General features: G+C 73.2%; 23 protein-coding genes. 9 read left to right on the forward strand and 14 right to left on the reverse strand.

What is annotated here, in order from left to right; genetic code table 11:
• Positions 1 to 32: 32 nt before the first annotated feature.
• The gene (locus PV341_RS12770; protein WP_500325185.1) at positions 33 to 614 is read right to left on the reverse strand and encodes a TetR/AcrR family transcriptional regulator; all 582 of its coding nucleotides are present in this window, start codon (positions 612 to 614) and stop codon (positions 33 to 35) included.
• Between the two features lie 87 nt (positions 615 to 701).
• Between PV341_RS12770 and PV341_RS12775 the strand changes: the two genes are divergently transcribed.
• The 4 genes from PV341_RS12775 to PV341_RS12790 all read left to right on the forward strand — a co-directional run bounded on the left by PV341_RS12775 (position 702) and on the right by PV341_RS12790 (position 4,016).
• Entirely contained in the window at positions 702 to 1,070 is a 369-nt protein-coding gene (locus tag PV341_RS12775; protein WP_500325183.1) for a DUF4267 domain-containing protein, read from the forward strand.
• A 47-nt stretch (positions 1,071 to 1,117) separates the two neighbouring features.
• Positions 1,118 to 1,609, forward strand: a complete 492-nt coding sequence (locus tag PV341_RS12780; RefSeq protein ID WP_500357779.1) for a cupin domain-containing protein — start codon at positions 1,118 to 1,120, stop codon at positions 1,607 to 1,609.
• Positions 1,610 to 1,973: 364 nt separating this feature from the next.
• A complete protein-coding gene (locus PV341_RS12785) occupies positions 1,974 to 2,699 on the forward strand; it encodes a DUF2625 family protein (protein WP_500325179.1) in 726 nt (241 codons plus the stop codon).
• A 96-nt stretch (positions 2,700 to 2,795) separates the two neighbouring features.
• Entirely contained in the window at positions 2,796 to 4,016 is a 1,221-nt protein-coding gene (locus tag PV341_RS12790; RefSeq protein ID WP_500357781.1) for a serine/threonine-protein kinase, read from the forward strand.
• 34 nt (positions 4,017 to 4,050) lie between these two features.
• On the opposite strand, the gene PV341_RS12795 is transcribed toward PV341_RS12790, so the two are convergent.
• Complete coding sequence (locus tag PV341_RS12795; RefSeq protein ID WP_500325176.1) at positions 4,051 to 4,893, reverse strand: undecaprenyl-diphosphate phosphatase; 843 nt, start codon at positions 4,891 to 4,893, stop codon at positions 4,051 to 4,053.
• Between the two features lie 423 nt (positions 4,894 to 5,316).
• Between PV341_RS12795 and PV341_RS12800 the strand changes: the two genes are divergently transcribed.
• A complete protein-coding gene (locus PV341_RS12800; protein ID WP_500325174.1) occupies positions 5,317 to 6,618 on the forward strand; it encodes a hemolysin family protein in 1,302 nt (433 codons plus the stop codon).
• Positions 6,615 to 7,646, forward strand: a complete 1,032-nt coding sequence (locus PV341_RS12805) for a hemolysin family protein (RefSeq protein ID WP_500325172.1) — start codon at positions 6,615 to 6,617, stop codon at positions 7,644 to 7,646. Before PV341_RS12800 ends, PV341_RS12805 begins: the two co-directional genes overlap by 4 nt.
• 4 nt (positions 7,647 to 7,650) lie before the next feature.
• Here PV341_RS12805 and PV341_RS12810 read toward each other — a convergent pair whose 3' ends face one another.
• The 7 genes from PV341_RS12810 to PV341_RS12840 all read right to left on the reverse strand — a co-directional run bounded on the left by PV341_RS12810 (position 7,651) and on the right by PV341_RS12840 (position 15,714).
• Complete coding sequence (locus PV341_RS12810) at positions 7,651 to 8,013, reverse strand: hypothetical protein (protein ID WP_500357783.1); 363 nt, start codon at positions 8,011 to 8,013, stop codon at positions 7,651 to 7,653.
• Positions 8,014 to 8,111: 98 nt separating this feature from the next.
• Positions 8,112 to 8,351 carry a Sec-independent protein translocase family protein gene (locus PV341_RS12815; protein WP_499510525.1) on the reverse strand — a complete coding sequence of 80 codons (240 nt, stop codon included), beginning with the start codon at positions 8,349 to 8,351 and terminating at the stop codon, positions 8,112 to 8,114.
• A 112-nt stretch (positions 8,352 to 8,463) separates the two neighbouring features.
• Positions 8,464 to 10,986 (reverse strand): Pls/PosA family non-ribosomal peptide synthetase, encoded by a 2,523-nt coding sequence (locus PV341_RS12820; protein ID WP_500357784.1) that lies wholly within the window; start codon positions 10,984 to 10,986, stop codon positions 8,464 to 8,466.
• Between the two features lie 295 nt (positions 10,987 to 11,281).
• Positions 11,282 to 12,706: a rifampin monooxygenase gene (gene rox / locus PV341_RS12825; protein WP_500357792.1), complete on the reverse strand. Its 1,425-nt coding sequence runs from the start codon at positions 12,704 to 12,706 to the stop codon at positions 11,282 to 11,284.
• 273 nt (positions 12,707 to 12,979) lie between these two features.
• The gene (locus PV341_RS12830; RefSeq protein ID WP_500357785.1) at positions 12,980 to 13,546 is read right to left on the reverse strand and encodes a hypothetical protein; all 567 of its coding nucleotides are present in this window, start codon (positions 13,544 to 13,546) and stop codon (positions 12,980 to 12,982) included.
• A 327-nt stretch (positions 13,547 to 13,873) separates the two neighbouring features.
• Entirely contained in the window at positions 13,874 to 15,178 is a 1,305-nt protein-coding gene (locus PV341_RS12835) for an MFS transporter (protein WP_500357786.1), read from the reverse strand.
• Positions 15,175 to 15,714 carry an ArsR/SmtB family transcription factor gene (locus PV341_RS12840; protein ID WP_500325163.1) on the reverse strand — a complete coding sequence of 180 codons (540 nt, stop codon included), beginning with the start codon at positions 15,712 to 15,714 and terminating at the stop codon, positions 15,175 to 15,177. The genes PV341_RS12835 and PV341_RS12840 overlap by 4 nt, the downstream gene beginning before the upstream one ends.
• A 230-nt stretch (positions 15,715 to 15,944) precedes the next feature.
• Between PV341_RS12840 and PV341_RS12845 the strand changes: the two genes are divergently transcribed.
• Complete coding sequence (locus tag PV341_RS12845; RefSeq protein WP_499510520.1) at positions 15,945 to 16,556, forward strand: PadR family transcriptional regulator; 612 nt, start codon at positions 15,945 to 15,947, stop codon at positions 16,554 to 16,556.
• A gap of 94 nt (positions 16,557 to 16,650) precedes the next feature.
• On the opposite strand, the gene PV341_RS12850 is transcribed toward PV341_RS12845, so the two are convergent.
• Entirely contained in the window at positions 16,651 to 17,277 is a 627-nt protein-coding gene (locus PV341_RS12850) for a hypothetical protein (protein ID WP_500325161.1), read from the reverse strand.
• Between the two features lie 97 nt (positions 17,278 to 17,374).
• Entirely contained in the window at positions 17,375 to 18,493 is a 1,119-nt protein-coding gene (locus PV341_RS12855) for a LacI family DNA-binding transcriptional regulator (protein ID WP_500357788.1), read from the reverse strand.
• Between the two features lie 107 nt (positions 18,494 to 18,600).
• Between PV341_RS12855 and PV341_RS12860 the strand changes: the two genes are divergently transcribed.
• The gene (locus PV341_RS12860) at positions 18,601 to 20,892 is read left to right on the forward strand and encodes a glycoside hydrolase family 3 N-terminal domain-containing protein (protein WP_500357789.1); all 2,292 of its coding nucleotides are present in this window, start codon (positions 18,601 to 18,603) and stop codon (positions 20,890 to 20,892) included.
• Between the two features lie 66 nt (positions 20,893 to 20,958).
• Here the strand turns inward: PV341_RS12860 and PV341_RS12865 are convergent, their stop codons facing one another.
• A complete protein-coding gene (locus PV341_RS12865) occupies positions 20,959 to 21,387 on the reverse strand; it encodes a type II toxin-antitoxin system Rv0910 family toxin (RefSeq protein ID WP_499510516.1) in 429 nt (142 codons plus the stop codon).
• 106 nt (positions 21,388 to 21,493) lie between these two features.
• On the reverse strand, positions 21,494 to 21,916 hold the full coding sequence (locus PV341_RS12870) for a winged helix-turn-helix transcriptional regulator (RefSeq protein WP_500325155.1): 423 nt from the start codon (positions 21,914 to 21,916) through the stop codon (positions 21,494 to 21,496).
• Positions 21,917 to 22,035: 119 nt separating this feature from the next.
• Here PV341_RS12870 and PV341_RS12875 point away from each other — a divergent pair, with 119 nt between their 5' ends.
• Positions 22,036 to 22,884 carry an SDR family oxidoreductase gene (locus PV341_RS12875; protein WP_500325153.1) on the forward strand — a complete coding sequence of 283 codons (849 nt, stop codon included), beginning with the start codon at positions 22,036 to 22,038 and terminating at the stop codon, positions 22,882 to 22,884.
• Positions 22,885 to 22,945: 61 nt separating this feature from the next.
• Here PV341_RS12875 and PV341_RS12880 read toward each other — a convergent pair whose 3' ends face one another.
• The gene (locus PV341_RS12880; RefSeq protein ID WP_500357791.1) at positions 22,946 to 24,241 is read right to left on the reverse strand and encodes a ThuA domain-containing protein; all 1,296 of its coding nucleotides are present in this window, start codon (positions 24,239 to 24,241) and stop codon (positions 22,946 to 22,948) included.
• Positions 24,242 to 24,279 lie beyond the last annotated feature (38 nt).

Consider the following 24,279-nt stretch of genomic DNA (forward strand, 5'->3'; position numbering starts at 1 on the left):
GGTGGGGGTGCGGCGTGTGCCGCCGCCGTGCTTCAACCGCCGTTAGTGAAGCGCCCGTTCAGCAGGGTGAGGCGGCGCTCGTGCGCCCCTTCCGGCAGCCGGCCGCTGCGCATGAGGGTGACCAGGCCGTGCAGGGACGCCCAGTACGTCTCGGTGAGGAGGTCCGGCGCGTCGCCGGCGCCCGCGACCGGCTCCACGGCCCGCAGCAGTTCGCCGAACGCCTCGCGCAGGGCCGCCGGGGCCTCGGGCGTGGCGAACGGCAGGCCGACGTGGTGGGTGAACATCGCGTCGTAGAGGGCCGGCCGCCGCCGCGCGAACGCGGTGTACGCCTCGCCCACCGCGGCGAGGGTCTCCCGCGGACCCGCCACCGCGGTGCGCGCCTCCCGCAGTTCGGCGGCCAGCTCCGCGAACCCCTGCACCGCTACGGCGGCCATGATCGCGTCCTTGCCCTTGAAGTGGCTGTACAGGACGGGCTGGCTGTACTCGATCTCGGCGGCCAGCCGCCGCGTGGTGACGGCGTCCCAGCCCTCGGCCTCGGCCAGTTCCCGCGCGGCCGTGATGATCAGCTGCTCGCGCTCGGCTCGCTCGCGCTCCCGGCGCGTCCGGATCGTCATGGAGAAATTCTAGCACTGCTAGACCTTCTGTCGGCGCTCTGCTAGCTTCGCTCTTGTCCCTAGCGCTGCTAGCAAGGAGATGTGGACGTGACCACCACCGCGTACACCCTGGCCGTCGTGCTCGACCTCCTGGTGCTCTTCATCGGAGTCCGGTTCCTGCTCCAGCCCCGCCCCGCGGCCGCCGGCTACGGCGTGCCCGCCGACGGGGACGGGACCGCCGCCTACCTCACCGTCAAGGGCCTGCGGGACACCACCTTCGGGGTGATGGGCCTGGCCCTGCTCGCCTTCGCCGGTGCCCGCGCGGAGGCCTGGTTCATGCTGGTCGTGGCGCTCGTCCCGCTCGGCGACACCTTGGTGGTCCTGCGGCACGGAGGCACCAAGGCGGTGGCCTTCGGCATCCACTTCGCCACCGCGGTCGTCGTCCTCGTCAGCGCCGCCCTGCTCTTCGCCGTGTGACCCGGCAGTTCCCGAAGACCCGTCACCACCCGGACAAGGAGTTCGCCATGTCATTGATCGTGCCCGACTTCGACGCCTCCGTGATCGTCCGCTCCACCGAGGCCGAGGTCATCGGCCGCGCCCCCACCACCGTCCGGCTGCTGGCCGACAGCGGTGCGACGGGAGGCGCGCTCTCCACCCAGCGCGTGACCCTGACCGGGGGCGCCGACGGCGCCCGCCCGCACCGGCACGACCGGTCGGCCGAGATGTTCTACATGCTCGACGGCGAGGCCCGGTTCCTGTCCGGGGACGAGGTCGTCACCGCAGGCGCCGGCGACCTGGTCGTCGTCCCGCCCGGCCGCCCGCACGCCTTCGCCGCGGCGCCCGGGTGCGACGCCGACATGCTCATCGTCATCACCCCGGGCGTCGAACGCTTCGAGTACTTCCGCCACTTGCAGCGCATCGCCCTGGGCGAGGTCACCCCGGAGAGCCTGCTGGAGGTGCAGGAACGGTACGACACCTACTTCCTGCGCAACGCGGCCTGGGACGACCGGCGCTGAGCCGGGGCGCCGGTCCGGCTCGGCGCCGGCCGGGGGCCGCGGTACGGACGAGGCGGGCACCGCAGCCCGCCAGGACCACGGTGACCACGACCGTTCCGCCCGCGCCACCGGCCTGCGAGGTGCCGAAGCCGTGCGCCGCCGTGACGACGCCGGCGAGGAGGAGGACGCCTCCGAGCAGGTGCCGCCATGCGAGGACCGTGTTCACCTTTCCTCCTCCCGATGGGCCGGAAGCGACCCCTCGACCGACTCGCACACTGCCGTGCGGCGGTCTCGACGCGCAACCGGTCTGAGGTGACCTGAGGTTCCGCGGCACCGCACCCACCCCGCCCCCGGCGGGCGGGCATCGGGCTGCGATCATCCTCGGGTGCGGCAGATCGACGAATTGACCGACGTGGACACCCCGGCGTGGCCGGAGCTGGAGGCCGGGCTCACCGGTGGCCCCGTGGCCGCCCGGGTGCTGCCCGGCGATCGTGCCGAAGGGATGCGGTGCCTGCTGCAGTTGCAGGTCACCGCGCGTTCGGCGCTGGGTGCCCTGGTGCTGAACACCGGCGGGGTGCTGCTGGACGACGGGTGGGTACGGGTGTTCGGCGGCGGCCCGGCCGCCGGCGGAGGCCTGCCGAGCCTGGGGCAGGTCAACCGCTTCCCGGCGGTCCTCGACCCGGCCTGGCATCCCGGCACCGGTCTCGTCGTCGGCCACGACGCGGTGGGCGGGGTCTTCGCGCTCAACGGCCACGCTCCCGCGGCCGTGGGCCGGCCGGGAATGCCGGGCCAGATGACCTACTTCGCGCCCGACACCCTCGCCTGGGAGGCGATGGAGATGGACTACTCCGGTTGGGTCGCCTGGCTGCTGTCGGGACGGCTGGAGACGTTCTACGACGGGCTGCGCTGGCCGGGCTGGCGCGAGGAGGCAACTGCCCTCACGCCCTCGCAGGGGATCGCGGTGTACCCGTTCCTGTGGTCCGAGGAGGCCCACGCCGATCTCGCGGCGACCACCCGGCAGGCGGTTCCGATGAGCCAAGTCCTCGCGTTCGCCGCCGACTTCGCCCGGCGGACGGGCCCGGCGGACCCGGGGTTCCTCGGCGAGGTGTGAGTCCCCCGGCGGTTGCGGCCGCAGGTCACCGCGGGTGCGCGGGTGAAGTACCTTAAGCAAGGTCTGGTTTGGCTCGCGGGATCGAGGTCGTACGACGTGCTGGTGGCGGATCGGTATCGCTTGGACGCGCCCATCGGCCGCGGTGGCATGGGCGAGGTGTGGCGGGCGACCGACGAGGTGCTGGGACGTCCCGTCGCCGTGAAGCTCCTGCTGGGCGACGGTTCCGACGCCTCGGCGGCCGCGCGGTTCCGGCTGGAGGCGCAGACGGCGGCGCGCCTGGGTCACCCGCACGTCGTGGCGGTCTTCGACTTCGGTTCCTGGGACGGGCGGTTCTTCCTCGTCATGGAACTGGTCGAGGGCGACAGCCTGGGCCAGCTGCTGGAGGCAGGGCACGTGCTCGGCGCCGATCACGTCGCGGTCGTCGCCGCGCAGGCGGCCGCGGGCCTGGCGGCCGCCCACCAGCAGGGCATCGTCCACCGCGACATCAAGCCCGGCAACCTGATGCTCGACGCCGCCGGATCGCTCAAGATCGGTGACTTCGGGATCGCCCGGTTCGTCGACGATCCGGCCGCCGCGCTCACCATGACCGGACAGATCGTCGGCACCAGCCTCTACCTCGCCCCCGAGCGGGCACTGGGCCGGACCGCGGGGCCGGCCTCCGACGTCTACGCGCTCGGGTGCGTCCTGTACCAGCTGCTGACGGGCCGTACGCCGTTCCAGGGCGACAGCGCCACGGCCCTGCTCTACCAGCACATCGACAGCGCCCCCGTGCCGCCCTCCCAGCTCGGCGCCGATCTGCCCGCCGCCTTCGAGGGGTACCTGCTCGGGCTCCTCGCCAAGCAGCCGGAGGACCGGCCCTCGGCCCAGGACGTGGCCGACTGGTTCCGCACCGACGCGTGGCGCGCGCACCCGGTGTCCCTGCCCGCCACCGTGCCGTCGCACGGCGCCCCGAACGTCGCGGGCCACGAGGCCGGTACCGCGCCGCAGGTGCGGCCGACGGCGACACGCTCCGCGCGGCCGGGGCCGGCGTCGAGGCGGCGGGCGGCTCCGGCGCAGCGACGCAGCCCCGGCGAGTTCATCCGCTACCGGCCCCGCGTCGCGAGCGCCATCGCCGGGGTGGTGGCCTTCGCGGTGGCGGTGCTCCTCGGCATGCTCCTGTTCTCACCGGAGAGCAGCTCCGCGAAGACCCCCACCACCGGTCCCAGCGCGACGCCGACCCAGGGGACCGGGCCCGCGCCCGGCGCCGGCGCACCGTCCGCCGGCCAGGACGACCAGGGCGACGACCAGGGCGACGACGACTCGGACGACGAGGACTGAGCCGGGGGACGGGGCGGCGGACCGGGCGGGCCGGTCAGCCCACGCCTCCCGCGCCCGGTGCGACCGCACCGGCGGCGACCAGTCCGATGATCAGTACGCCGAGGAGCACGCGGTAGACCACGAACGGCGTGAAGCTGTGCGTGGAGACGTACTTGAGGAACCAGGCGATGGCCGCGTAGCCCACGACGAAGGCGATCCCGGTGGCGAGCAGCGTCGGCCCCCAGGCGGGGGCGGCGCCGTCGCCGATCTTGAACAGCTCCAGGGTGCCGGACGCGAGCACCGCGGGGATGGCCAGCAGGAACGAGTAACGGGCCGCCGCCTCACGGCTGTAACCGAGGAAGAGGCCCGCGCTGATGGTGCCGCCGGAGCGGGAGACGCCGGGGATGAGGGCGAGGGACTGGGCGAAGCCGTAGCCGAGGGCGTGGGGGAGCGTCAGCTCGGTGATGGGCTTGGCGTTGCGGATCGCCCGGCTGCGGTCGGCCACGGCGAGGACCAGCCCGAAGAGGATCAGCACGGTGCCGGTGATCCGCAGATCGCGCAGTGACGTCTCGATGCTGTGCTGGAACACCGCGCCGAGGACCGCGATGGGGATCGTCCCGATGATGACGAACCAGCCCATGCGGGCGTTCGGGTCCTTGCGCCGGTCGGGCACGAAGAGGGACGTCGTCCAGGCCTTGACGATCGAGACGATGTCGCGGCGGAAGTAGATCAGCACGGCCGTCTCGGTGCCCAGTTGCGTCACGGCCGTGAAGGCGGACCCCGGGTCCTCCCAGCCGGCCAGGGCGGAGAACACGCGCAGGTGCGCGCTGGAGGACACGGGCAGGAACTCGGTGAGCCCCTGCAGCAGGCCGAGGACGGCGGCTTCGAACCAGGACATCGGGGGGTGACTCCGCGGATGGTCGGGGCGGCGGCCCGGCGGCGGCGCCGCTCGGGGAGGTGCGCGACATGAGGTCGTACGGTGGCAGTGGCCGCAGACGGGCGGGCTGCGGCCCGCGGTGGATCGGGCCGTGCCGCCGGCCGCCGGCCCCTGCGGGCCACCCGCAGAACTACCGCGTCAGGTAAAGAAGTTCCCAAGAGTCCTGATGGCCGAGCGGTCTCCGGCCGGTCGTGAGGGGAGAGGGCGGGCGGTGACCAGGGGTCCGTCCGCCGACCGTGGCCTTTGCGCTTCCTTTACCATGGGGGAAACCCGTCGTACCGAGCACGAAGAAGGAGCCGCGGTTCCCGCGATGGACCATCCCCCGAGTACCGACCGTGTCATACCCCGAGAGGCCCGCCGAGGCGTGGAAATGGGGGTGACACGGTGACCGAAGTGCTGCTCCTGCTGCTGGCCCTGCTGCTGACCCTGGCCTGTGCGGTGTTCGTCGCGGCGGAGTTCTCCCTGACCACGGTGGAGCGCGGTGAGCTGGAACGTTCCGCCGCTGCCGGTGAGCGCGGCGCGGACGGCGCCCTCAAGGCCGTGCGGCGGTTGACGCTGCAGCTGTCCGGCGCGCAGCTGGGCATCACGGTGACCTCACTGGTCATCGGCATGCTCGCCGAACCGTCCCTGGCGGCGCTGCTGAGCGGCCCGATCGAGGCCGCCGGCCTGCCCGAGGGCGCCGCGTCCATGACGGCGACCGTCCTGGGTGTCGTCGTCTCGACCGTGGTGCTGATGGTGATCGGCGAGCTGGTGCCCAAGAACTGGGCGATCTCCAGCCCGCTGGCCGTCGCGAAGGCGGTGGCCGGGCCGCAGCGCGGCTTCACCGCGGCCTTCTCGCCGTTGATCAACCACCTCAACGACGCTGCGAACCGCCTGGTGCGCCGGTTCGGCCTGGAACCGGCGGAGGAACTGGCCTCCGCCCGCACACCGGACGAGCTGCGGGCCCTGGCCCGCCACTCCGCCGCCGTGGGCGTCCTGGAGCCCGACTCCGCCGAGCTCTTCGTCCGCACGCTCCACCTGAGCGAGCTGACCGCGGAGAACGTCATGACCCCGCGCGTGGACGTACGGGCGCTGGAGGCCCACGCGAGCGCCGCCGACGCCGCCGCCCTTTCGCTGTCCACCGGGCTGTCCCGCTTCCCCGTGTACAGGGACGGCCTCGACGAGGTCATCGGCACCGTCCACATCCGTGACGTCCTGGCCCTTCCGGCCGCGGAACGCGCCACCACACCCGTGAGCGCCCTGGCCACCGCGCCGCTGCTCGTGCCCGACAGCCTGCCCGTGAACCGGCTGCTGGACCGGATGCGCAGCCGCCGCACCATGGCCGTCGTCATCGACGAGTACGGCGGCACGGCCGGTGTCGTCACCGTCGAGGACGTCGTGGAGGAGGTCGTCGGCGACGTGCGCGACGAGCACGACCCCCAGCAGCGGCCCGACCTCGCCCCCGCCGGCGACGGGTCCTGGGAGGCCGACGGCAACGTCCGCATGGACCAGCTCGCCGGCATCGGCCTGACCGCGTCCGAGGGCCCGTACGAGACCGTCGCCGGGCTGCTGGCCGCCACCCTCGGCAGGATCCCCGCGCGGGGCGACGCCGCCGAGGTCGACGGCTGGCGCTTCACCGTGCTCAGCGTCGACCACCATGTCGCCGAGCGGGTCCGTGTCGCACGCATCGCGGAGGACGCCCGATGACCGCGCTGCAGCTCGCCGTCGGCGCCCTCACGCTGCTGACGAACGCCTTCTTCGTGGGCGGCGAATTCGCCCTGATCTCCGTACGGCGCAGCCAGATCGAGCCGCGCGCGCAAGGGGGCGACAAGCGCGCCCGCACCGTGCTGTGGGGTCTGGAACACCTGTCCGCCCTGCTGGCCACCGCGCAGCTGGGCATCACCGTCTCCTCGCTGGTGCTGGGCGCGGTCGCGGAGCCCGCCATCGCGCACCTGCTGGAGCCGGGCTTCGAGGCCGCGCACGTCCCGCACGCGCTGGTGCACCCGATCTCGTTCGTGATCGCCCTGACCGCGGCCACCTACCTGCACATGCTGGTCGGCGAGATGGTGCCCAAGAACATCGCACTCGCCGCGCCCGAGCGCGCCGCGCTGCTGCTCGGCCCGCCGCTGGTGAACGTCACCCGCGCGCTGCGCCCGGTGGTCTTCGGCATCAACGCCTTCGCCAACGCCCTGCTGCGGCTGCTGCGCGTCGAGCCGAAGAACGAGGTCGCGGCCGTCTTCACCGACGACGAACTGGCCCGCCTGGTCCAGGACTCCAGCGCCGCCGGCCTGCTCGACGTCACGGGCGGCGAGCGCCTGCGCGACGCCCTGGAGCTCGGCAGCCGTCCGGTGGGGGAGATCCTCGTACCGGCCGGCCGCATGGTCACCGTCGGCGAGCGGGTCACCCCGGACGAGCTGGAGCGGACCGCCGCCGCGTCCGGCTACTCCCGTCTGCCGGTCACCGGCGCCGACGGCGGCGTCCTCGGTTACCTCCACATCAAGGACACCCTCGGCGCCGCCGGGCGCGACCGTCCCTTCCCCCCGGGCGCCTTCCACCCCGTCATCCGGCTCCGCCCCACCACCCCGCTGGACGACACGCTCACCGCCCTGCGGGCCGCGGGCACCCACCTCGCCGCGGTCACCGGGGACGACGGCACGCTGCTCGGCTACGTCACGATGGAGGACGTCCTCGAGGAGCTCGTCGGACCGGCCACGGCGGTCGAGGAGGCGGCCTGAGCCGCTACCCGGCGGCGTCGGGCCGGGAACGTTCCGCGGGCGGCGCGGCGATCTCCGGCGCGTACAGGGTCGCCAGCGGTTCCGGGCCGGCGTACCGCCGGCACGGACACCGCCGGTCCTCGGCCTCGTCCTTGTCGCCGGCCTCGTCCTTGCGGCCGGACGGTGCCGGGACGGAGGCGTAGCACAGGCCCTCGCGCGCGTCGTGGTAGGCGAGGTGGTGCCCGCAACCGCACACCGGCCGCGGTCCGTTCAGCTCCTGCTGCCGGGCCTCGCGCCGCTCGGTCGCGGCTTTCCTCAGCCGGTCGTAGGCACCTCCGGTGACGTAACCGCCCGCGAGGATGACCAGCGCGATCTCGAACCCCGTCACGGCTCCCCCTGCCCCTCACCCGGCGGTCCGTACAGGGCGATGTTCGCACGCCCGTCAAGCACGCGTCCGCGGCCGCGCGCTCGACGGCCGGCGGAGGCTCAGCGCCCCGTGCCGTCCACCTCGTCGGTCCTGCGGGTCACGTCCCCGGGGGCCGCCCGGATGACGCGCGGGGCGGGTCCGTCGGCGGACGGGTCGTCGTCCGCTTTCATGGCCGCGGCCTCGCTCTTGAGGATGCGGGTGGCCTTCCCGGCGGAGCGCACGAGGCCGGGGAGCTTCCTGATGCCGATCAGGACGATGACCACGATGAGCAGCAGGGCGAGCTCGCTGAGGCCGAACATCGTGCCGGTTCCCTCCGATGGGACGGGGCGCGGGACGCCCGTGGTGACGACCCTGTGGAAACTACAGGACTGTGGGGACGAGCGGGGGCGCGAGCCTTCCCGCGGGGCGCCTTCAGCCGGGAGCGCCGGCCACGGCGCCGCGCAGCTCCCGGGCCGGGTTGCCGCCCCAGTGGGCCCGCTCCGGGACCTCCTCGCCCTTCATCAGGAAGGAGTCGGGCGCGAGGACGGCCCCGTCGCCCATCGTGACGCCGTAGTGGACGAGGGCGCCCACGCCGACGGTGCAACGGCTGCCCAGCGTGGTGCGGTCCGACTTGAAGGTGCCGTCCTCCTGCGAGTGGCACTGGATCCGGGTGCCCTCGTTGAGGACGCACTCGTCGCCGATGGCCACGAGGGACCGTTCCGGCACGTAGCAGCCGTCGTCGAAGACCCGGCTGCCGATCCGGACGCCGAGCAGCCGCCAGACGACGGTCTTGAAGGGCGTGCCGTTGAGGACCGCGATCGCCTCGGTCGGGTTGGTGATCTTCCAGTAGCGTTCGTGCCGCCAGAAGGGACGTTCGTAGATCGAGCAGTACAGCGGCCGCAGACCGCCCGGGCCCGCGGTGGCGCGCTCGGTCAGCATCATGTCGGCGACGGCGAACAGCACCGTGAGGACGTTGGCGAGCGCGATCACCGCCGGGCCGAGCGTGCCGTAGAGGTCCGCGGCGACCGACACCACCAGCGCGACCGAGAAGAAGAACAGCCACCGCGACATCAGGTGCAGGGCCATGGTGGCGGCGTTGTGCTTGTTCTTCGCCGCCAGGCGGCGCCGGAAGGTCGCGCCGTCCTTGAGGTGGTCGAACCTGCTGTCCCGCAGGACGGACCGGGGGATCTCGAAGCTCGGCGAGCCGAGCAGCCCCACGCCTTCGCGGACCTCCCCGTCGAGCGGGACCATCACCTTCGTGGCCAGGAGGCAGTTGTCACCGGTCCTGCCGCGGGCGGGGAAGGCGATGTGGTTGCCCAGGAAGTTGTGCGGGCCGATCGTCACCCGTGACGTCCGGAAGGACGTGCCGGTGTAGTCGGTGTTGATGACCGACAGCCCGTCGGCGACCATCGTCCCCCTGCCGACGCTGGTCAGACCGGGGGTGTCCTGCCGCACCGTGAGGCCGAAGTTGGAGCCGGTCTGCTCGGCGTCGCCCAGGTCGTAGCCGAGGCGGCTCAGGTAGGGGACGATCGCCGAGCTGTCGCCGAACAGCACCTTGTGGAAGCGCCGGTTGGTGAGGAAGCCGACGGCCCGGTGCACCCCGTAGCGGAAGCCGAACAGGGGGTAGTCCGTGTCCGGCCGGACGAGGAGGCCCAGCACGCGCGGGACGCTCACGGACAGCAGGGCCCCGACGACGACGGCGCCGAAGAAGAAGATCGCGGACGCGGCCAGGGCGTCGACGTAGAACGTCCAGCTCGTCAGCGCCGTCGGCCCGGGTCGCAGCAGCGCCTCGAACTGCGGGACCGCGGCGACCACCAGGACGGCGCCGCCGACGGCCAGGGGGACGTACACGATCAGGGCCGTCAGCACCTGGGTCGCCCCGTAGGCGGCCCTGCGGACGGCACCGCAGCGGACGGCGCCGGCGGCGCGGCGGTGGTCCACCCCGGCCGGCTGGGCCGGGGACCCGTGCCAGCGTTCGCCATCGGGCACGGACTGGCCGGTGTGCAGCGAGGAGGCGTGCCCGAGCTGGGTGCCGTCGCCCATGGCGGTCCCGATGTCGAGCACCGTCGCCTCGCCGATCAGCACGTCCCTGCCGAGGGTGACCGTCCCGGTGCGGATCACCCCGGACTGCGCCCGGTAGCAGTTGAGGAAGACGTCCTTGCGGATCACCGTGCCGTCGCCGACGGTGAGCAGGTCGGTGCAGACCGGTACGTGACGGGTGAGGATCGTGACGCGGCGTCCGATCCTCGCGCCGAGCGCCCGCAGGTACAGGGAGTAGACCGGGGACCCGGCGAACAGCGCCAGCGGGTTCGACCGGATGAGCGTCTTGGCGCACCAGAAGCGGACGTACGCCAGGCTCCACAGGCGGATCTCCCGCGGGCGCCACCGGCCGACGAGCACCCACTTGGCCACGATGGGCAGCACGCACACCCCGAGGAAGACGACGGCCCCGAACACGACCGCCCGCAGGTAGGTGCCGAGCAGCCCGGAACCGTCCGCGATCCACTTCACGCCGCCCGCGAAGACGAGGGCCGCGGCATAGGAGTAGGCGAGGAAGAACAGCAGTTGCAGCGTCGCGCACAGCACGTAACGCGACGTACCGGACGGGCTCCCCGGCGTGCCCGGGCCGTACGGCGCCGCCACCGGGGAGGCGGCGGCCGGCACGGCAGCCGGGGGCGGGGCCTGCGCGAGGGCCGCCGCCAGGCTCCTGACGGTCGGATGGCGGTAGACGTCCTTGATCGAGACGGACGGCACGTCCTGGCGCTTCCTGAGCCGCGCGCAGAAGCGGGCCATGACCATGGAGTCCGCGCCGAGGTCGGTGAAGAAGTTGCCGTCGAGCGGGACGTGCTCGGCCTGCACGACCGGCGCCAGCACCTCGGCGAGGATCCGTTCGCGGTCGGTGGCAGAGGACTCGTCGGGATCGGGGGTCAGGACGTCGACCGGGATGTCCGCCATGGCGGCTCCATGAGAGGTGCGGACCACGTCCGGTCGAGCTGAGCACCGAGGCGACACCGCCTCGGCATACGTCCGGGCGCGCGATCCGGAAGCGGTAGGTGTGCCCTGTGTCCGGCATCGGATGTGTGTGTCGTACTCGCAGTCTCGGCCCCGGGGGCCGCGGACGCCACTCGGCCGGGCCGTCACCTTCGGCAACTCCACGTCGCCGGAACGTGATACCCCCTGGTGGTTGGCGGTGCGGCGGCGGCGGTGGGCGGTGCGGTGGCCGGCCCGCGGCTGCGCCGAGGGCGGGCGGTCAGCGGGCGGCGGCGCCGAACCACCGCGGGAGGACGCGGAGCAGTTCCCGCTGGTCCTCGCCGGCCCAGGCGACGTGGCCGTCCGGGCGCAGCAGCACCGCGGGGACGTCCAGTTCCTCGGCGACGTCGACGACGTGGTCGACCCGGTCCTCCCAACCGGCCACCGACAGTCCGCCCGTCCGGTCCAGCAGCAGGCCGCGGCCGCCGTGCGTCAGGCCGTACAGCCGCCCCCGCTTCAGCTCCACGTCCCGCAGCCGCCGGCCGAGCAGGGCGTGGCCCTCGCCGAAGTCGTACCGGATCCCGATCGCGGTGATCTTCTCGATCAGGTGCCGGTTCACCTCCTCGAAGTCCATCAGCTCGGCCAGCAGCCGGCGCACGGCCTGCGGACCCGGCTCGGTGGACAGCAGGTGCATCTGCGCGCGGGTGTTGTCCAGCACGGCGGCGGCCACCGGGTGCCGTTCGGCGTGGTAGCTGTCCAGCAGGGCCTCCGGCGCCCAGCCGTTGACCGCGGCGGCGAGCTTCCAGCCGAGGTTGAACGCGTCCTGGATGCCCAGGTTCAGCCCCTGCCCGCCGGTCGGCGGGTGGACGTGCGCCGCGTCGCCGGCGAGCAGCGCCCGGCCCACCCGGTAGCGCTCCACCTGCCGGGTGGCGTCGCCGAAGCGGGAGAGCCAGCGCGGCGAGTGCACACCGAAGTCGGTGCCGGCGACCGCCCGCAGCCGCTCCTTGAACTCCTCGAAGGTCGGCGCCGCACGGTCCTCGGCCACCCCGTCGGCGGGCACGATGAGACAGTGCCGCCCGCTGCGCTCGGGGATGACGCCGAACCGCCCCTGCGTCCTGCGGACCTCGGCCACCACGGCGGCCACCGTCTCCGGGGGCGCGGCCACCTCCATCTCGCCCAGCAGCGTCTCGACCCGGGAGGGCTCGCCGGGGAAGCCGACGCCCAGCAGCTTGCGCACGGTGCTGCGCCCTCCGTCGCAGCCGACGAGGTAGCGCGAGCGCAACCTCGTCCCGTCGGCCAGCTCGGCGGTCACCCCGCCGTCGTCCTGGTTCAGCCCGGTCAGTTCGCAGCCGCGCCGGATCTCCACGCCGAGCTCGCCCGCGTGCTCGGCGAGCAGGCGCTCGGTGACCGGCTGCGGGATGGCGAGGACGTAAGAGTGGGCGGTGTCCAGCCCGTCGGGCCACCGCTTCCCGAGGCCGCCGAAGAACCCGCCGACCGTGAACTTCTCGCCCTGCGCCAGGAACCGCTCCAGCAGACCGCGCTGGTCCAACACCTCCACGCTGCGTACGTGCAGCCCGCGCGAGCGGGTCTGCACGCCCGGCTCGGCCTCCTTCTCCAGCACGAGCGCGTGCACACCTTGCAGCCGCAGCTCGGCGGCGAGCATCAGGCCGGTCGGCCCGCCGCCGACGACGATGACGTCGATCATCAACACACCCATCCCCGCAGGTTCCGAATCAGGGCGGTGATTCTGCGGCACGACGGGGGCCTTGCCGCAAGGCCCCCCGTGCGCTATAGGTTGACAGTGGCGAGGAGCGGTGCTCCTCGCTTTCGTCGTTGCGGCCCTTGGTCAGCGTGCCGTCGATCAGGCGCGCTCGCGCCACAGCCGCCGGTGCTCCCGCGTCGGCAGCGTTCCACCCCACGAGGACGAGACCCACTACGACGCTCAACACCAGCCCCAGCCGGCGCCTGGAATCAACCCCTAGTCCTCCACGGAGTCGTGCTTCTCGGTGTCGGCTTCGAAGTAGACGTCGAGGACGGCGTCGAGCTCATCGCTCCAGGCCCGCAGCCGGCGTCGGCTGGGCGCGTCGACCCACGTCTCGAACCAGCGGCGCGGGGACAGGTAGACCGTGACGCCGAACCGATGCCCCCACTTGGGGACGTCGACCTCGAGCGCGCCGATCTCTTTCCAACCGAACTCGGCCTCGGTGTCGTCCAACCGGAAGGTGAGGCCGTCCCGGTCCACCCGGATCGCCCCCCTGCGGTCCGCGGCCTCGAACACCGGGCCCCCACCGGAGCCTTCGGTGACTTCGGCGTCGTCAACGTCGTCGTCGGTGCCGGCGGTGGACTCTTCCGCGGCCACGGCGGGGGACGGCCCGGTATCGGTCGTCACGTCAGCCGCGGCGTCGGACGCGCGGTCGGTCTCGGAGGCCGCGGCCTCGGTTCTGTCGTCTTCATCCGGTTCCGGCCCCAGGATGCCGGGGACGTGTGCCGGATCGATGCCGGCGGCCTGTACGAGCGGGATGTTCGAACCTCTGCTCTGCTCCACGGCGGGCAGTATGGCTGATCCGCCTGTGCACGCGACATCCGCCCCGGCCTTCGGGTCCGGCCGCTGTACCGAGCGCGGTGCTCACCCGAGGAAGTGACCTGCGCCGTCGAGGTCGTCCTACCGGAGTCCGCTCACTGCGACCTTGGCTTGTGGCCTCGGACCCGGTCAGGGCCTGCGCCCCTTCCGGGACCCGGCGGCTGTCGAGGACGACGAGGATCGACGGCGGCGTACCCGGCCCGCCGGCCCACTCGTTGCATCCCGTGGAGGCCGGGCGCCCCACGCTCCGGGCCCGAGGCGGGGAACGCCGGGCCGGGCTCAGCACTGGCTTCACGACCTCGCGGAGCCTTCGACGGCAAGCACCTGAGCGGGGTGCCGGGCTTCCGGGTGATCTGGATCCTCGGCCGGGGCGGCGGCACGCAGCGCCGCCTCGACCCGGCGGTTGCTGGTCATGGTCGCGGTGATGGCGGTCATGGTGAGGAGGAGGCCGGCGGCCGTGTAGAGCGGGGTGCGTACGTCGTAGGTGGTGGCCAGCCAGCCGCCGAGGAAGGCGCCGAACGGGGCGGCGCACATGGCGAGCATGCGGGAGGTGGAGGCGACCCGGCCCATCAGGTGGGCGGGGACGATCGCCTGTCGGAGGGAGGGCGCGAGCACCATCGTGGCGCCCATGCCCGCTCCGCAGACGGCCAGCGCGAGGCCGGCGACGTACGGGTTCGGGGCCGCGGCGAGGCCCGCAATGGCGAGTCCCTCCACTGCGGCCGTGCAGGTCAGGGCGGCGCCGGTGCCGAGTCGCCGGCCGAGGAAGGAGGCGATGCCTGCGCCGAGCAGACCGCCGGTGGCCTCCGCCGTGAGGAGCAGGCCGAAGCCGTAGGTGTCGATGCCGAGGCGATCGTGCGCGAAGAGGGCGAGCATGGTCTCCACGGCGAGGAAGGCGATGTTCCCGACCGCCGGACGCAGCGCGAGCCCGAGCAGCAGCTGATCCCGGAATACGTACGAGGCGCCGGCCCGCGCCTGCCGCAGCAGCGACTCACGGGCCTGCGGTGCGGGCCGGGGTGCGGCGGGCAGTGACCGTACGAGCAGTGCGGAGAGCGCGAACGAGACCGCGTCGGCGAGCAGCGGGACCGCCCGCCCGAGCGCGAGCAGGGCACTGCCCGCGGGTGGCCCGGCGAAGCCGGACGCGGCGGTCTGGGTGCCGCGCAGGCGGGAGTTGGCGCGCTCCAGGGACGCGGGGTCGCGGCCGAGCAGATCCGGCAGATAGGCCGTGGCGGCCGTGTCGAAGAAGAGCCCGCCGAGGCCGAGGAGGAAGGCGACGGCCGAGAGCAGCGGAATGCTCAAGCGGTCGAGCGCGGCCGCTGCCGCCGGTATCGCGAGCAGCACCGCACGTGCCGCGTCCGTGATCCACATCGTGCGCCGACGGTCCCAGCGGTCCACCAGCGCGCCGCCGAGCACCCCGAAGAGCAGCCACGGTAACGTTCCGGCGGCCGTGACGACGGCGAGCGCCATCGGATCCCGCGTCAACGTCAACGCGAGCAGCGGCAGTGCGGCATGCGTGACCCCGTCACCGAGCGAGGACACCGTCTGTGCGGTCCACAGCCGTCCGAACCCGGTCGGCAACTTCCGGATGTCCGAGGTCACTTGGCGCCCCCTTCGGCCTGCTCGCGCGACGCCGGGTGGAACAGTGCGAAGACGAGTGACGCATCGGGCAGCGACGGATCGGACAGCTCCCGGTACTCGTCCGCCAGTGCCTGCAGCCGCGCCCCCAGCTCCGCGAACTGCTCCTCGGTGAGCCGCAGATGCGCCATCCGCACATGCCGCTCGGCATCCGCCGGCGCTGCCTCCAGGTCCGCCACCGCGTGCCGCATCAGCACGTCCGGCCCTCCCTCGCCCGGGTCCGGCAGTTCGATCGACCGTGCGGCCATCGCGTAGTACCGCTCGGTGACCCCCCGGACCTTCCGCGTCCGCACCACCTTCACCAGGCCGGCCCGCTCCAGCAGCCGTACGTGGTAGCTGGAACTCCCCTTCGCAAGACCCACGCGCTCGGCGATCTGCGTGATCGTCGCTGGCTCGAAGCGGAGCACGGCCATGATCCGGTGACGCGTGAGGCTGGAGACGGCGCGCAGTTGCTCGTCAGTGGTGACGTGGAACGTCTCGGGCAGATCGTCGGTAGGCATGCGAGCAATGGTCAACGATTCTTGACCATTGCGCAAGGGGATTCGCGCGGACTTCCGGATCCGCCGTCCGACGCGCGGGATCTCCTGCCAACGCCTCCCACCCGCTGCCGATCCGGGGCCGGACCTCATGGGGCGGGACAACAGCCGCAGGTGGGAGGTCCTTGCCTTGCGACTGTTACCGATATATCGTTGAGGTATCGCGACCGTACGATGATGGAAGGAGCGTCACCATGCGTTCCCATGGACATGGACACTTTGGGCCCGGCCATCACGGCCGCGGCGACCACGAGGAGGAGGGGCGGCGCGCGGCGTTCGGCCCGTTCGGGCCGCCGTTCGGCGGTGGGCCCTGGGGGCCCGGCCCGTGGCACGGCGGGCGGGGCGGCAGGGGAGGCCCGCGAGGCCGGGCGCGGCGCGGCGACGTGCGCGCCTCGATCCTGGCGCTGCTGGCCGACCGGCCCATGCACGGCTACGAGATGATCCAGGAGATCGCCGAGCGCAGCGGCGGCGCGTGGAAGCCGAGCCCCGGCTCGGTCTACCCGACGTTGCAACTGCTGGAGGACGAGGGTCTGATCAGCAGTGCGTCGGAGGGCGGCAAGAAGCTCTTCACGCTCACCGAGGCCGGCCGCACCGAGGCCGAAGCGGGGCCCGACGCCCCCTGGGAGGAGGCCGGGCGCGGCATCGACTGGGAGGCCATGAACGAGATCCGCAAGGCGGGCGCCGGCCTGGTCGACGCCTTCCGGCAGGTCTGGGCGACCGGTACGCCCGAGCAGCGGGACAAGGCGCTGACCGTGGTCAACGAGGCCCGCAAGAAGCTCTATCTGATCCTCGCCGACGAGGACTGACCCTCTCGGCGCCGCCGGCCCGGGACGTACGCGTCCCGGGCCGGCGGCGCGTCCCGTCCGGTGCCGGCGGCGCGTCCCGTGCCGCGCCTGCGGGTCACGGGCAGGCCTCGCCGAACTTGACGGCCTTGAAGACCACCGGCTGCCCCGTGAGCCCGGTGCCGGCGGCGGGCGCCTGCGAGCACACCTTCCAGTTGGTCTCCATGAGGATGAAGCGGTCCTGCCCGGAGGCGTCCTCCGCCGTGATGCCGGTCGAGGGGGTGAGCGTCGTGCGGGCCACCTTCAGGGACGTGCCGGTGAGGTCGGGCATCGTGGGGCCCGCCGAGGCGGGCGGGGGAGCGTCCCGGGCGGGGCAGGACTCCTCGAGCTTCACGGCGCCGAACTCGACGGTGACGGTGGTGGTCCGGCTTCCCGGGGCCGGGCGCTGGAAGCACACCTTCCAGTCGCGGTCCCAGATCTGCTCGCGGCCGCGGCCCAGCGCGTCGTGCGAGTCCAGGCGGTAGAAGCCCAGCGTCTGGGCCTTGTCCTGGGCTGCCTGCAGGCCCATGCCGGCGAACGAGGGCAGGTTGGCCGGTCCGGACGTGGCCGGAGCGCTCGCTGGGGGCCGGCCGTCGCCTGTGGTGCCGCCGTCGGCGGGACCGCAGGCCGTCGCGGTGGCGGCGGCGAGGAAGGCGAGCGCGAGGGCGGCGGCGGTGCGGGCGGCGGCGGTGCGGGCGATCTGCATGGGCGGGACTCCCCTGTCGGTCCGTCGGCCCGGCCCGGCCCGGCCGGGGCAAGCGGTACCGTACCCGGGCACAACGGATCAATGCCGCACCGTTCACTTACGAGTGACGCCCGGTCAGGAGCCCGGGCCCGCGGCCGGGCCGGGCGCCGCAGGTGCCGCGGACGACCAGCCGCGTCGGCAGTACGCGCGGCGGGAGCGGGCGGACGGCCTGCGGGTCGAGCAGCTCGCACAGGGCCGCGACGGCCGCGGTGCCGAGGGCGCGGTGGTCCTGGGCGACCGTGGTGAGCGCTGGGCGCACGAGGGTGGCCGCCTCGATGTCGTCGAAGCCGACGACCGCCAGGTCCCCGGGGACGGACAGCCCCGCGTCGGCGACGGCGTGCAGGGCGCCGATCGCCATCATGTCGCCCGCGGCGAACAGGGCCGTCGGCGGCTGGGGCAGGGCGAGCAGCCGCCGGACCGCCTGGCGCCCGCTGTCCAGGAAGAAGTCCCCCGGGACGACGTACTCCTCCGGCACCGCCAGCCCGAGGCGTGCGCAGGCGGTGCGGAAACCGGCCAGCCGCTCGGCGGCGGGGGTGAGTTCCGGCGGGCCGGTGACGGTGGCGATCCGGCGGTGCCCGAGGGAGTGCAGGTGGGCGACGGCCGCCTCCGCCCCGCCGGGGTTGTCGGAGGCGACGCCGACCGTGCGCGGGCCGTCCAGGGCGACGTCGAGACCGGCGCAAGGGATGCCCGAGGCCGCGAGGGCGCGCAGGGCGCGGTCGTCGGCGGGCCGGCCCATCGCGATCACGCCCTCCAGGCTGTGCCGCCGCACGGCCTGGACGTACGTCGTCTGCGGGTCCTCGGGCCCTGCCGTGGTGAGCAGCATGAGGTGGTAGCCCGCGTCGGACAGGGCGGTGCGCACCGAGCTCAGCAGGCCCTGCAGGAAGGGGTGGTGGAGGCCGCGCGACTCGTGCCCGGTGTCCCACAGCAGGCCGATGGTGTCGGAACGGCGCCGCACCAGGGTGCGGGCGGGCTCGTTGGGCGCGTAGCCCAGTTCGCCGGCCAGCCGCCGGATGCGCTCGCGGGTGGCCTGGCTGACCTCGGCCCGGCCGTTGAGCGCGCGCGAGACGGTCGCGGTGGACACCCCGCTGCGCCGGGCGAGCTCGCGGAGGGTGATCGCGGGGCCGGTTCCGGGCGGGGGCGCGGACGAGGGGTCCTCATGGGTTCGCAGCACGGTCACAGTCTTGACGATATGTCATGTCAGCGTCAGTCTGTCGGGTGCGACAGCAGCCGGAAACGTTTACGGCCAGTGCCCTGAAGGGCCCGGACAGGAACGGGATGCCTGCTATGCCAGCGAACGAACCGCGTGCACGCCTCGTCCGCGACCGGCGGAGAAACCGGAACCGGTGGCGGAACCTCCTCGTCCTCTCGACCGCGGCCGCCTGCGCCGCCGCGGTCGCCTCCGTCCCCGCCCGCGCCGACGGGCCCGTCTACGCCCGGGCCGGCGCGCCCGTCGAACTGCGCGTCAAGGACCTGCTGGGGCGCATGACCCTGCAGGAGAAGATCGGTCAGATGGACCAGGTCGCGGTCGCCCGCATCCAGGGCGACTGCGAGTGGAGCGGCGGTGAGCTCAACGAGAGCTGCATGAAGACCGTGCTCGCCGACTACCCCGTCGGCTCGGTGATCTCCGGCGGCGGCATGGCCCCGGCCAGGAACACGCCCCAGGACTGGGCGAAGATGGTCAACGCCGTCCAGAAGTACGCGGTCACCAACACGCGCCTGCACATCCCCGTCCTGTACGGCGTGGACGCGGTCCACGGGCACAACAACGTGCTCGGCGCCACCGTCTTCCCGCACCAGATCGGCCTCGGCGCCACCTGGGACCCGGGCACGGTGGAGGACTCCGCCGCGGCCACCGCCCGCGCCGTCGCCGCCACCGGCATCGACTGGAACTTCGCCCCCGTCGCCGACCTCGCCCGCGACCAGCGGTGGGGCCGCTACTACGAGACCTACGGCGAGGACCCGCTGCTCGCCGGCACCCTGGCCGCCTCCGCCGTGACGGGCATCGAGCACGCCGGCGGGTCCAAGCGCGTCGCCGCCAGCGTCAAGCACTACGGCGGCTACTCCGAGCCCTCCAACGGCCACGACCGCGTCCCCGCCGACGTCTCCGTCCGCTACCTCCAGGACACCCTGCTGCCCTCCTACCGGCAGGCGGTCCAGGCCGGAGCCAAGACCGTGATGGTCAACTCCGGTGCCGTCAACGGCGTACCGGCCACCGCGTCGAAGTACCTGCTCACGAAGGTGCTCCGCCAGCAGTGGGGCTTCAGGGGCGTCACCGTCAGCGACTGGGAGGACGTGCGCGCCCTCCAGACCCGGTACAAGATCGCCGCGGACTACCCGGAGGCGATCGCCCTCGCCGTCAACGCGGGCCTCGACATGGCGATGGAGCCGTACTTCGCCAAGGAGTGGAGCACAGGCCTGAAGACGGCCGTCGACCGCGGACTGGTCCCGACGCGGCGCATCGACGAGGCCGTCGGGCGCATCCTGCGGCTGAAGTTCGAGCTCGGTCTCTTCGAGCACCCCTACGTCGACCCCGCCAAGGCCGACAAGGCGGTGCTCGGCGCGGACGCCGCCCTCGCGCGGCGGGCCGCGGCCGAGTCGCAGGTGCTGCTCCGCAACGAGGGCGGCGTGCTGCCGGTGCGCGCGGACGCGGGGCGCATCGTGGTGGCGGGCTCGTACGCGGACGACATCAACGACCAGGCCGGCGGATGGACGATCGGCTGGCAGGGCGTGCCCGAGGGCGTCGAACTGCCCGGGACGACCATCTTGGAGGGTATCCGCGCGGCGGCTCCCGCCGGCACCGAGGTCGTACGGGCCGTGACCGCGGACGACGCGGTGGCACAGGCGAAGGGCGCGGACCTGACCGTCGTCGTGGTCGGCGAGAAGGCCGCCGCCGAGGGCGCCGCGGACAGCCCGCGGCCCGAACTGTCAGCCGACCAGCAGGCGCTGGTCAAGGCGCTGAAGGCGAGCGGCAAGCCGGTCGTCACCGTGGTCGTCGCGGGCCGTCCGCTGGTCCTGGGCGACGCGGCCGGCACCGACGGCCTGGTGATGTCCTGGCTGCCCGGCACCGAGGGCGGCGGCGCCGTCGCCGACGTGCTGTTCGGCAAGGTCAACCCGGGCGGGCGGCTGCCGGTCTCGTGGCCGAAGGACATCGGCAACGAGCCCATGTACTACCAGCAGCTGCCGGGCACGAACGGCGGCCTTGAGTCGTCGTACGACGCGCTCTACCCCTTCGGGTCGGGCCTGTCGTACACGACGTACGCCTACGACGCCCTCACCGCCGACGCCAAGGGCGTCAAGGTGACCGTCTCCAACACCGGCGCCCGGGACGGCGACCTGGTGGTCCCGGTCTACGCGTCACGGGCGGTCAGCGAGGTGCTGTGGCCGGCGCGCAAGCTGGTCGCCTTCACCAAGGTGCACCTGAAGGCGGGCGAGAAGCGGACCGTGCGGCTTGACTTCGCCCGCGGCGCGCTCGCCGTGACGCCGGGCGACATCGACGGCGCGGGGACACGGCGGGTCGAGCGCGGGACGTACACCTTCACGGTGGGGGACAAGAGCGCCGACGCGGTGCTGCGTTAGGCGGCGGGCGCCGGGGACCGCGGCGACCACGCCGCCCGCGGTCCCCGGCCTCCGGGGCGTCCCGGGCTACTCGACGAGACCGGCGAGCTTGCGCAGCGACTCGTTGAGCGCGGCGGTGGCGGTGTCCTTGAGCTTGCCCGCCATGAGGGCGACGGCCGCGCCGTTGAAGGCGCCGTCGATGCGGACGTCGGTCTGGTCGCCGTCCGGCGTGAGGCTGTAGCGGGTCAGCAGGTCCACGGCCATCGGGCCCTTGCCGGCGATCTCGAACCCCCGCCCGGGGTCCACGGACGTGACCTCCCAGTTCACCTCGGCCGGGAAGCCCATCAGCTTCATGTTCTCCCGGTAGGTCGCGCCCGTCTCCAACGGCTCCGGACCGCCGTCGGGGAAGCCGGTGTGCGTGGTGCTCCACTGCGTGTGCGAGCTGAAGTCGGTGAGGGTGCGCCAGACCTTCTCGGCCGGAGCTGCGATGCGGGCCTGTGCGGAGACCTCGGCCATACGACCACACTCCCTTGTGTCGGCGAGTGAGCGGAACGTAACCGCCTCGACCGGAAGTTTCAATACTGATGAACCGTCAGGACTGCTGTGGGGTGCCGGCCGTTCCTCAGGGCATCGGGCCGTCGTACGCCGCGCGCGCCTGTTCCACCTCGTCCAGGTGGGCGTCCGACCAGCGTGCGAGCGTCGCGAACAGGGGCGCCAGGCTGCGCCCCAGCTCGCTGATCTCGTACTCGACCCGTGGTGGGACCTCCGGGTGATAGGTGCGGACCACCAGTCCGTCGCGCTCCAGTTGGCGCAGGCGCTGCGTCAGCACCTTCGGGGTGATCCCGCCGATCCGGCGCTGCAGTTCGACGAACCGCTGCCGGCCGTGGGCGTGCAGGCTCCACAGCACCGGTGTCGTCCAGCGGCTGAAGACGAGGTCCACGACCGGGCCGATGGGGCAGGCGAGTGCCGGGTCGGCGGTGCGGGAGGGGCCTTCGCGAGGGGTCGGAACGGGGGCGGCGTCGCGGTGCGCGGTCTCGGCGTTCATGGCGGCTCCCTGGGGCTTCCTGGGGGCTTGGGGGATAGTCACTATCCTGTAGGTACCTACTATATCCACGGTGTTAGCTTCGCCGGGTCGTTGACCAACGGACCGGAACGGAGCCGGAGATGATCGCAGTGACAGGGGCCACCGGGAACGTCGGACGCCCTCTCGTACGGGCACTGGCGGCGGCGGGCGAGCCCGTGACGGCCCTCTCGCGCCGGGCCCCCGCGGGCGACCGGCTGCCCGCCGGCGTACCTCACGTAACCGTCGACCTCGCGTCGCCGGAGGGGCTGCGGCCCGCCCTCGCCGGCGCGAAGGCGCTGTTCCTGCTGGTGGCGGGGGAGCTGCTGGGGCCGCGGGCGCGGCCGCACGACCTGGTGGCGGCCGCCCGGGACAGCGGGGTGCGACGCATCGTCCTGCTCTCCTCTCAGGCGGCGGGGACCCGGCCGGACGCGGTCTCCCACGAGCCGCTGCGGGCCTTCGAGGCCGCGGTCCGCGGCTCCGGCGTGGACTGGACGGTCCTGCGCTCGGGCGGCCTCGCCTCCAACGCCCTGGCGTGGGCGGACTCGGTGCGCACCGCGCGCACGGTGGCCGCGCCCTTCGCGGACGTGGCGCTGCCGGTCGTCGATCCCGCCGACGTCGCCGACGCCGCCGCGGTCGTCCTCCGTGAGGGGTCCCACGCGGGCCGGACCTACGTGCTGACCGGGCCCGAAGCGGTCTCCCCGCGCCGGCAGGCGGAGGTGCTCGGCGGGGAACTCGCAGTCCCGCTGCGCTTCGTCGAACTCAGCCGCGAGCAGGCCCGTGAGGGGATGCTGCGCTTCATGCCGGAGCCCGTGGCGGACGGCACGCTGGACATCCTGGGTGAGCCGCTGCCCGCCGAACAGAGGGTCGGCCCCGACGCCGAGGCGTTGCTCGGGCGTCCGGCGCGGCCCTTCGCCGCCTGGGCCGCCCGCCACGCGGCGGCCTTCCGCTGACGCGGAGGTGCCGCCCCGGCCCTCGTGGGGGCGGGGCGGCACCGTGATCCCGTCGCCCGGGTCAGGGACGGACGACGAGCTGGAAGGACTGCGCGGCGGAGCCGTCGCAGGGGCGCTGGACCAGCTGGGTGCCGCTCGGGTCGCCGGTGGGGGCGGTGAGGCACTTGCCGCTGTGCCGGGCGGTGAAGTGGTAGCGGCCGCCGGACTCGGCGACGGGCTTCCACTGCTGGTTGGCGCCGCCGCCGTACGTCCACAGCTGGAGCGCGGCGTTGTCGGCGGTGGAGACGTCCGTGACGTCCACGGCCTTCGTGGTGTCGTTGCGGGCGGCCAGGCGCGTGTAGCCGCTGTCGGTGGACAGCACGCGGAAGTCCTGCGCGGTGGTGGAGTTGCAGGTGTACTGCTGGATCGCGGTGCCGTTGGCCGTGGCGGCGGCGCGTGCGTCCACGCAGCGGCCGCTGCCGGCGTTGACCAGGGAGTACCAGGAGGTCTCGGAGATCGGGTCGGTGGGGGCGGGGTCGCCCGTGGAGCCGGTGCCCAGCCACTTGAGGCCGTCGAGGAGGAAGGTGTTCTGGGTGGCGCTGGCGAAGGTCGACGACAGGGGGGTGTTGGTGTCGTAGTTCATCGCGTTGTGCCCGAAGTTGGCGTACAGCATGCGGTACTTGGTGTTGGTCCACAGGATCGGGTAGTAGCCGCTGTACCACGACTGGTTCGGGTCGGTGCCCAAGGGGAAGCTGACCGGGTCGACGGACGCCAGGACGTCGATGTCCGGGTTGTTGCGCAGGTCGTTGCTCCAGCTGTACCACTCGCTCACCGACGAGGTGAACGTCGCGGGCAGGTGCGTGGTGGAGGGGTGGGTGCGGTCCTCGACGCGCAGCACGGCGGTGGTGGGGCCCCAGGTATTGGAGCGGAAGTTCCCGCTGCCGAGGAACTGGTTGTAGTACCAGGGCCAGCTCTGTGCGTTGTCGGTCCAGGCCGAGACGTGGAAGCCCATCCAGGCGCCGCCGCCGCGCATGTAGGTCTCGAAGCCGGAGCGCTGAGCGGCGCTCTGCGGGGCGTCGTCGAGGAAGAGGACGACCTGGTACTGCTTCAGCGCGTTCGCGTCGGTCAGCAGGTTCCAGTTGGTCGTCGAGGTGTACGTGAAGCCGTTGGCGGCGCCCGCCTGCGGGAACCACTGGTTGGCTTCCTTGACGAAGTTGATGTGGGCGGCGTCCCAGGTGCCGTTGTAGAACGCCAGCACCTTGAAGGGGGCGGCGGCGGGGGCGGACGTGGCCGGTGCGGCGACGGCGCCCAGGAGGACGGCGAGCAGCAGTAACAGGCGGGCGGCGGCGCGCCTCGCGGCGCTCGTGGCACGGGTCATGGGGGGAGGTCCTTCCCGGTCGGCGGGCGCGTGTGGGG

Origin of the sequence: Streptomyces sp. PA03-1a (genome assembly GCF_033792805.1) — a bacterium.
Classification (GTDB): domain Bacteria; phylum Actinomycetota; class Actinomycetes; order Streptomycetales; family Streptomycetaceae; genus Actinacidiphila.